At 50.8% G+C, this 8,774-nt stretch carries 6 protein-coding genes and 2 tRNA genes; 7 read left to right on the forward strand and 1 reads right to left on the reverse strand.

The features are described from left to right. Window positions 1-11: 11 nt before the first annotated feature. Entirely contained in the window at window positions 12-2,552 is a 2,541-nt protein-coding gene (mutS, locus tag D515_RS07830; RefSeq protein ID WP_002537586.1) for a DNA mismatch repair protein MutS, read from the reverse strand. Window positions 2,553-2,701: 149 nt separating this feature from the next. On the opposite strand from mutS, the gene pncC reads away from it, so the two are divergent. The 7 genes from pncC to D515_RS07865 all read left to right on the forward strand — a co-directional run bounded on the left by pncC (window position 2,702) and on the right by D515_RS07865 (window position 8,682). After that, the gene (gene pncC, locus D515_RS07835; protein ID WP_002537587.1) at window positions 2,702-3,199 is read left to right on the forward strand and encodes a nicotinamide-nucleotide amidase; all 498 of its coding nucleotides are present in this window, start codon (window positions 2,702-2,704) and stop codon (window positions 3,197-3,199) included. A gap of 113 nt (window positions 3,200-3,312) precedes the next feature. Beyond that, complete coding sequence (recA, locus tag D515_RS07840; protein ID WP_002537588.1) at window positions 3,313-4,356, forward strand: recombinase RecA; 1,044 nt, start codon at window positions 3,313-3,315, stop codon at window positions 4,354-4,356. Window positions 4,357-4,373: 17 nt separating this feature from the next. Beyond that, complete coding sequence (locus D515_RS07845) at window positions 4,374-4,805, forward strand: regulatory protein RecX (protein ID WP_420835368.1); 432 nt, start codon at window positions 4,374-4,376, stop codon at window positions 4,803-4,805. Window positions 4,806-4,960: 155 nt separating this feature from the next. Next, the gene (gene alaS, locus D515_RS07850) at window positions 4,961-7,543 is read left to right on the forward strand and encodes an alanine--tRNA ligase (RefSeq protein WP_002537590.1); all 2,583 of its coding nucleotides are present in this window, start codon (window positions 4,961-4,963) and stop codon (window positions 7,541-7,543) included. A 482-nt stretch (window positions 7,544-8,025) separates the two neighbouring features. Then, window positions 8,026-8,223: a carbon storage regulator CsrA gene (csrA, locus tag D515_RS07855; protein WP_002537591.1), complete on the forward strand. Its 198-nt coding sequence runs from the start codon at window positions 8,026-8,028 to the stop codon at window positions 8,221-8,223. Between the two features lie 277 nt (window positions 8,224-8,500). Beyond that, window positions 8,501-8,593, forward strand: a tRNA-Ser gene (locus D515_RS07860). Window positions 8,594-8,605: 12 nt separating this feature from the next. Further along, a tRNA-Arg gene (locus D515_RS07865) sits at window positions 8,606-8,682 on the forward strand. Window positions 8,683-8,774 lie beyond the last annotated feature (92 nt).

Here is an 8,774-nt window from a genome sequence, read left to right on the forward strand (position 1 = left end):
GCGTCGATAAGTCAAAGCAGCGCTTTCAGTCGGTACAAGGCATCAAGTGCTTGTCTTGGCGTCAGGTTATCCGGCTCGACATCAGCCAGCGCTTTTTCCACTTCACTAAGCTCTGGCAGCAGTGAAAGCTGGGCGGCGGCACTGCTGGTTGGTGCCGCTTGCTCACCTGTCACTACTTCGTGTCCGCTGGCTTCCAGTTGGCGAAGCTTGGTTTTCGCTCGTTGAATCACGGTTTTGGGTACACCTGCTAACCCTGCAACGGCAAGACCGTATGATTTACTCGCCGCGCCTTCTTGAACCGCGTGCATAAAGGCGATTTCATCGCCATGCTCTACGGCATCCAAATGCACGTTCACTAGCCCCGGCACTTGCCCGGACAATTCCGTCAGCTCAAAGTAATGGGTCGCAAACAGCGTCATCGCTTTGAGCTTTTCTGCCAGCCACTCTGCACTCGCCCATGCCAGTGAAAGACCATCATAGGTACTGGTACCGCGGCCAATCTCATCCATCAATACCAGGCTGTTTTCTGTGGCGTTATGAAGAATGTTTGCCGTCTCTGTCATTTCGACCATGAAGGTTGAGCGGCCAGAGGCCAGATCATCGGATGCACCGATACGCGTAAAGATACGGTCGACAGGACCTAGGGTGACGGATTCTGCCGGCACATAAGAGCCAATATGTGCCATCAGAGTGATCAGCGCAGTTTGACGCATGTAGGTCGATTTACCACCCATATTAGGACCCGTTATGATCAACATACGGCGGTCTGGATTGAGTGAGGTTGGGTTTGCGATAAAAGGTGCGTCCATCACTTGCTCAACCACTGGGTGGCGACCGCCAGCGATATCAATGCCACGTTGTTCAGTCAGCGTCGGGCGGCAGTAATTCAGTGACTCAGCACGTTCAGCCAGGTTAGCCAGCACATCGAGGGTGGAAAGCGCTTCAGCAGCGCGTTGCAGCTTCTCGAGATGTGGTAGCAGTTGGTCGAACAGCTCTTCCCAGAGCTTCTTCTCAAGTGCCAGTGCTTTTGACTTAGAATTGAGTACCTTGTCTTCGTGCTCTTTGAGCTCTGGGATAATGTAACGTTCAGCGTTTTTCAGTGTTTGACGGCGCACGTAGTAAGGCGGCACCAGGTGACTTTGACCACGGCTGACCTGAATGTAGAAACCATGGACCTGATTGAATCCGACTTTCAACGTATCAATGTCGTGACGGTCGCGCTCACGTGCTTCCAGTTCCTCAAGATAGCGTGTGGCGCCATCAGCCAGATCGCGCCATTCATCAAGCTCCGCGTTATAGCCAGGGGCAATGACACCACCATCACGGATAACTACCGGTGGCGCTTCTACAATGGCGCGTTCGAGTAGCTCAGCAAGTTCCGGCATTGGGGCGCTGGCCTGTTTCAGCGGGGCAATCGCTTCATCCTGCACCTCATCAAGCAAGCTTTCGATTTCCGGCAATTGCTGCAATGCGCCGCGGAGTCTTGCCATATCACGAGGGCGTGCAGAGCGAATCGCCAGTCGCCCCAGAATACGTTCCATATCGCCAACAGGGCGAAGTGAGTTTGCCAGATCGACGTAGAGCCCTGTGTCTTTCAGTGCCGTGATGGCATCCAGACGACGGTTCACAATCTTAAAATCACGCATCGGCTGATGAAGCCAGCGCTTCAGAAGGCGACTGCCCATCGGCGTAGTGGTTCTGTCGAGGACCGAGGCAACAGTGTTCTCCAACCCACCCGACAGATTTTGGGTCAGTTCCAGGTTGCGGCGTGTGGCGGCATCCAGAATCACGGATTGGTCTTTGTTTTCTTTGACCAAAGCGCGAATGTGGGGGAGGGCGGTGCGTTGCGTGTCTTTGACGTACTGCATCAAGCAACCTGCAGCAGCAAGACCAAGCGAGCATTCTTCAACACCAAAGCCGACCAAATCCCGGGTGCCGAATTGCTGGTTTAGCTGTTGTTTTGCTGTCTCTAAATCAAACTCCCAGATAGGGCGTCGGCGGCTGCCTTTGCACATGTCGGTCAGCGATGGAAATGCAAAATCTTCCGGATACAAAAGTTCGGCCGGGCGAGTGCGCTGCAATTCTGCCTGCATTTCTTCTTCTGTTGCGGGTTCACTCAGTAGGAAACGGCCAGAAGTGATATCCAGCGTGGCGTAACCAAAACGTTCTCCGTGAGCGAAAATCGCCGCAATCAGGTTATCGACGCGCTCGCTTAACAGCGCCTCATCGGAAACGGTACCTGGTGTCACAATACGGACAACTTGACGCTCAACAGGCCCCTTGCTGGTGGCTGGATCGCCGATTTGTTCACAAATCGCAACCGATTCTCCGAGCTGAACCAGACGGGCGAGGTATCCTTCTACAGAATGGTACGGAACGCCTGCCATCGGAATCGGTTCACCGGCTGAGGCACCGCGTTTGGTCAGAGAGATATCAAGCAACTGGGATGCGCGTTTAGCATCGTCATAAAACAGCTCGTAGAAATCACCCATTCGGTAGAATAGAAGTTCCTCGGGATGCTGCGCTTTGATTTTCAGAAATTGCTGCATCATCGGCGTGTGATTTGCTGTCGCTTGTACTGTCACTATCTGGCCTGCAAAATTACAAAGATAAGAGAAGGCAACAAGGATACGTGAATCGCGATGAATGGGTAAAGTATCGATCTCGCGATGATGTAAAAACAAGGCCGTAAGAGGACATCATGGAGCAACTCGTTAAGCTGGCAACACAAATAGGCGAAAGACTGAAAGCGTCGAACCAAACGGTGACTACGGCAGAATCCTGCACAGGCGGTGGTATCTCCTATGTACTGACCGAGGTAGCAGGGAGTTCTGCGTGGTTTGAGCGTGCCTTTGTGACCTATAGCAATGACGCTAAGCGTGAATTGGTCGGTGTGGCAACAGACACGCTGGTGGATCATGGGGCCGTCAGTGAAGAGGTGGTTGCAGAAATGGCGGCAGGTGCACTAAAAGAAGCCAATGCTGATTTCGCTCTGGCCGTCAGCGGTATTGCAGGTCCCACCGGTGGCAGTGAAGAAAAGCCGGTAGGCATGGTGTGCTTTGGTTGGGCAACCCGCAAAGGCACTGTCACAGAAACCTGTTTGTTCGATGGTGACAGGCATGAAATTCGCAGCAATACCATTGCACATAGTCTGTGTCGCTTACTCTCTTATTTAGAAAGCGAAAAACCGGAGCAGTAACACGAAAAGCGAAGAAAAATTTTATACAGGGCTAGACACTGTATAAATGGACAGTATACTTAGCATCAATTAAACAGTTATCTGAGCGATTATTGCTTCCGTTGGAGAATCAAATGGACGACAACAAACAGAAGGCGTTAGCCGCAGCCCTGGGACAGATCGAAAAACAATTCGGTAAAGGTTCGATCATGCGTCTGGGTGATGACCGCACGATGGACATTGAGACCGTTTCTACTGGCTCTCTGTCTCTGGATATCGCGCTGGGCGCAGGCGGTCTGCCATACGGCCGTATTGTTGAAATCTATGGTCCTGAGTCTTCAGGTAAAACCACTCTGACACTGCAAGTTATTGCAGAAGCACAAAAGCAAGGCAAAACCTGTGCGTTTATCGATGCGGAGCACGCACTGGACCCTGTATATGCACGCAAACTGCACGTCGACATCGACAACCTGCTGGTGTCCCAGCCAGACACTGGTGAGCAGGCGCTGGAAATTGCTGACGCACTGACGCGTTCAGGTGCAGTTGACGTTATCATCATTGACTCCGTGGCGGCACTGACGCCGAAAGCGGAAATTGAAGGTGAGATGGGTGACTCTCACATGGGTCTGCAGGCACGTATGCTTTCTCAGGCGATGCGTAAACTGACGGCGAACATCAAAAACAGCAACACCCTGATGATTTTCATCAACCAAATCCGTATGAAGATTGGTGTGATGTTCGGTAACCCAGAAACCACTACTGGTGGTAATGCACTGAAATTCTATGCTTCTGTTCGTCTTGATATCCGTCGTATCGGCTCTATCAAAGAAGGCGACGAAGTAGTGGGTAACGATACCCGCGTGAAAGTCGTGAAAAACAAGATTGCAGCACCATTTAAGCAAGCTGAATTCCAAATCATGTACGGTGAAGGTATCAACCTTTACGGTGAGCTGATTGACCTGGGTGTGAAACACAAGCTGGTTGAGAAAGCTGGTGCATGGTACAGCTACAACGGCGATAAGATTGGCCAGGGTAAAGCGAACGCATGTCGATTCCTGAAAGAAAATCCAGAAATCGCGAAAGAATTGGATAAGACTCTGCGCGATATGCTGCTGCAAACCGGCCAGCCACAAGCAGAGAACAATGACGCTGAATTGCCTGAAGAGGAAGCGTTCTGAGTTTAACTGCAAAAGAATTGGCGGTGGGCATGCTGTCCCGCCGCGACCATTCTGAACTGGAGCTGCGTCAGAAACTGGCGCAGCGTCAGTGCCCTCCTGAAGAAATCGATGCCGCAATAGAACACTGTCTTTTCCACAATTGGCTGGATGATAAACGTTTTGCCGAAATGCTGCTTCGCCATGGGGCCTCGAAAGGTCATGGTTGGCAACGCATATGCTTTGACGCTAAACGAAAGGGCATCAGCACGTCATTGTTGGAAATTGCGCAGGAAAACCAACAGCATGATTGGTTCGAGTTGGCAAAAGATCTGGCCAAACGCCGTTTCGGTAATTACGACGGCACCTTACCGACGGTAGATTTCAAGCAACGCGCCAAATGGACCCGTTACCTGCAAAGTCGCGGTTTCAGCTTCGACCAAATCAGCTACGCCCTCTCGAAAGACGACTAAAACCCAGCGATTGCAGGCATAGTCTGCGATCTATCTTGTTTATGCCTCTTTTCGCAATTGGTCAGGTTGTTTACAATGACCGCCAATTGACTCTGATCACGTCGCCTGTTACGCGACGCAGTGATTACTACAACTCCAATTTTCAGGATTAGCCAATGTACATGAGCACCGACGAGATCCGCCGCGCGTTTCTCGAATTCTTTGAAAGCAAAGGGCACACTATCGTGCCTAGCTCATCGCTCGTGCCTGCCAACGACCCAACGCTGTTGTTCACAAACGCAGGTATGAACCAGTTTAAAGATTGCTTCCTAGGCCTAGAAAAACGCGCCTATACCCGAGCGACAACAGCGCAGCGCTGTGTACGTGCCGGTGGTAAGCATAATGACCTGGAAAACGTAGGCTTCACTGCCCGTCACCACACCTTCTTCGAAATGCTGGGTAACTTCAGCTTCGGTGATTACTTCAAAGAAGACGCCATCGCCTTTGCGTGGGAATTCTTGACTGAAGTACTGCAACTGCCAAAAGACCGCCTGATGGTGACGGTTTACGAAACAGACGACGAAGCATTCGCGCTGTGGAACGAGAAGATCGGTATTCCAGCTGACCGTATCGTTCGTATTGGCGACAAGAAAGGTGGTAAGCCATACGAGTCAGATAACTTCTGGCAGATGGGTGATACTGGTCCTTGTGGTCCATGTACTGAAATCTTCTACGATCACGGCGACCATATCTGGGGTGGTCCTCCAGGTTCTCCAGAAGAGGATGGCGACCGCTTCATTGAAATTTGGAATAACGTATTCATGCAGTACAACCGTCATGCCGATGGCACGATGGAACCACTGCCTAAGCCTTCCGTTGATACAGGTATGGGTATCGAGCGTATCGCTGCGATCATGCAGGGTGTTCACTCAAACTATGAAATCGACATCTTCCAAACCCTGATCAAATCAGCAGCGGAAGTGATTGGCTACGAAGATCTGTCTAACCAGTCTCTGCGTGTTGTGGCTGACCACATCCGTTCATGTGCATTTCTGATTGTTGATGGCGTCATGCCTTCAAACGAAGGCCGTGGCTACGTTCTTCGTCGTATTATTCGTCGTGCAGTTCGTCACGGTAACAAGCTGGGCGCAACAGGCTCTTACTTCTACAAGCTCGTAGGTCCTCTGGCTGAGATCATGGGTACCGCAGGTGAAGAGCTGAAGAACCAGCAAGCAATGGTTGAGAAAGTGCTGAAGATTGAAGAAGAAAACTTCGGTCGCACACTGGATCGCGGCATGGCAATTCTGAACGATGCATTGGAAGCGCTGGATGGCAAAGTGCTGGACGGTGAAACCGTCTTCAAACTTTACGATACCTACGGCTTCCCAGCTGACCTGACTAACGACGTGGCACGTGAGCGTGGCTTCACTATTGATGAAGAAGGCTTTGAGTCAGCGATGGAAGAGCAGCGTCAACGCGCGCGTGAAGCAGGCCAATTTGGTACTGACTACAACTCTGTGATCAAAGTTGAAGGTAACTCTGAGTTCACCGGTTACGGTGCGACCGAAGGCAAAGGCCTGATCACAGATATCTTTGTTGATGGTATGGCGTCAGAGACGCTGGCAACAGCAGACGAAGCTGTGATCATCATGGACCAAACGCCGTTTTACGCAGAATCAGGCGGCCAGTGCGGTGATGCGGGCTTCCTGATGACAGATTCGGGCAAGTTCGAAGTTATCGATACCCAAAAATACGGCGCGGCTATTGGTCTTCGCGGTAAGTTGGTTGATGGTATGCTGAGCGTTGGCGACAACGTGGAAGCTAAAGTGAATGCAGAGCGTCGTCAGGCGATTGCACTGAACCACTCAGCAACTCACTTGCTGCACGAAGCGCTGCGCATTGTATTGGGCGAGCACGTTCAACAGAAAGGTTCTTTGGTCCGTGCTGAAGGTCTGCGTTTTGACTTCTCTCACCTTGAAGCGGTGAAACCAGAAGAACTGCGCGCCGTTGAGAAACTGGTGAACGAACAAATTCGCCGTAACCACGACGTGTCTACTGAAATCATGGACATTGAAGCGGCAAAAGCGAAAGGTGCAATGGCACTGTTCGGCGAGAAGTACGACGACAATGTTCGCGTACTGACCATGGGCGATTTCTCTATCGAACTGTGTGGTGGTACTCACGCCAATCGTACTGGTGATATCGGTATGCTCAAGATCGTTTCTGAAGGCGGTATCGCAGCAGGCGTACGTCGTATTGAAGCGGTAACGGGTCAAGGTGCAGAAGATGCGTTCTACAGTCAGCAGCAAGAGTTTGCCAAGAAGGTGTCTGAATCTCAGAGCCGTGCGAAATCTTTGGAAAAAGAAATCCAGCAGTTGAAAGAAAAACTGGCTGCCCAGGAAAGCGCAAGCCTGATCAACAAAGTACAGGATATTAACGGTATTAAAGTACTGATCAGCAAGCTGGACGGTGCAGATAACAAAGCATTGCGTACCATGGTTGATGATTTGAAAAACCAAATGGGCAGCGGTGTGGTGTTCCTGGGCAATGTGTCTGACGACAAAGTTGGCCTGATTGCGGGTGTGACCAAAGACCTGACTGGCAAAGTGAAAGCGGGTGAGTTGGTCAACATGGTTGCACAGCAAGTCGGCGGTAAAGGCGGTGGTCGTCCTGATATGGCACAGGCAGGTGGTTCTGATACTGCGGCGCTGCCAGCGGCTCTGGAAACCGTTGCTCCTTGGCTGACAGAGCGCCTTTAAGCGCAATTCAACGCCGTTAAGTTGATGTAAAGAAAGGCTTCCGATGGAAGCCTTTTTTCTTTCGATGACTAAGATAAGTTTATTCTTTGCACTTTTTTTTTAACTCTGTATAGTGCATCGCCTTAATGTGTGTGTGGCTATGTTTTATTCGCTGCATGCACCTGATTTTTGCCCGGTAGGATGAACTTTTCCCGCCTCGCAGTATCTGACAACGTGATCTTCTGGGCACAGGGGTCACAATGTCTGGATTCGGTATGCGAAATCTCATTGGTTAACTGGAGTTAGCTAAAGAAATAAGCCATATTGAAAGGCCAGACGGGCACAGGTTATCTGTATTGGCCCGCAACGGATGCTCGCAAGGAAGGAAAGTAGTTGAAAGTCCATCTCGGAGCTTACGCTGCCGTGTGAGTTTACTTCGTGCAGTTAGAAGACCAAACAGACTCAACGAATAAGAAAGTTGTAAATACTCAAGGAGTAGAAGAATGCTGATTTTGACTCGTCGCGTGGGTGAAACGCTGATGATTGGTGATGAAGTGACTGTTACCGTGCTGGGCGTAAAAGGTAACCAGGTACGCATTGGTGTGAACGCACCTAAAGAAGTGTCTGTTCACCGCGAAGAAATTTACATGCGTATACAGGCAGAGAAGGGCAACCCTGCGCCAACTGGCGGTAACTTCTAAGCACCGCGTATTTAAGTTTTCAGAAAGGCCGAACATAGACTCGGCCTTTTCTTTATCTAAACGCATTTAAACTGACGATCCAATGCCCCAGAAAGACTGCCAGACTATGGTTTTTTAAGGTGGTCAGGTTGTTCATTTAAAACACAATTGGTGGCAGTTTTGCCTCGCCAAAGCGGCAAATGGCGGAGAAGTGTGCAAACGCAACGAGATTGCAGATTTTTCCCGATAAAGTGTTTGACTTATTCTTGGCTCAAAGTAATATGTGCCTCCGCAAGACGGTGAGGTGGCCGAGAGGCTGAAGGCGCTCCCCTGCTAAGGGAGTATGCGGTTTATAGCCGCATCGAGGGTTCGAATCCCTCCTTCACCGCCATTCTTGCACTGCGCGACCGTAGCTCAGCTGGATAGAGTACCTGGCTACGAACCAGGCGGTCGGAGGTTCGAATCCTCCCGGTCGCGCCATTATTTTCGTTTTTTGGTCGATACCGAAAAACAAGCCCGAATTGTTGTGCGCTCGTAGCTCAGCTGGATAGAGTACCTGGCTACGAACCAGG

The organism is Grimontia indica (genome assembly GCF_000333895.2).
GTDB classification, from domain to species: domain Bacteria; phylum Pseudomonadota; class Gammaproteobacteria; order Enterobacterales; family Vibrionaceae; genus Enterovibrio; species Enterovibrio indicus.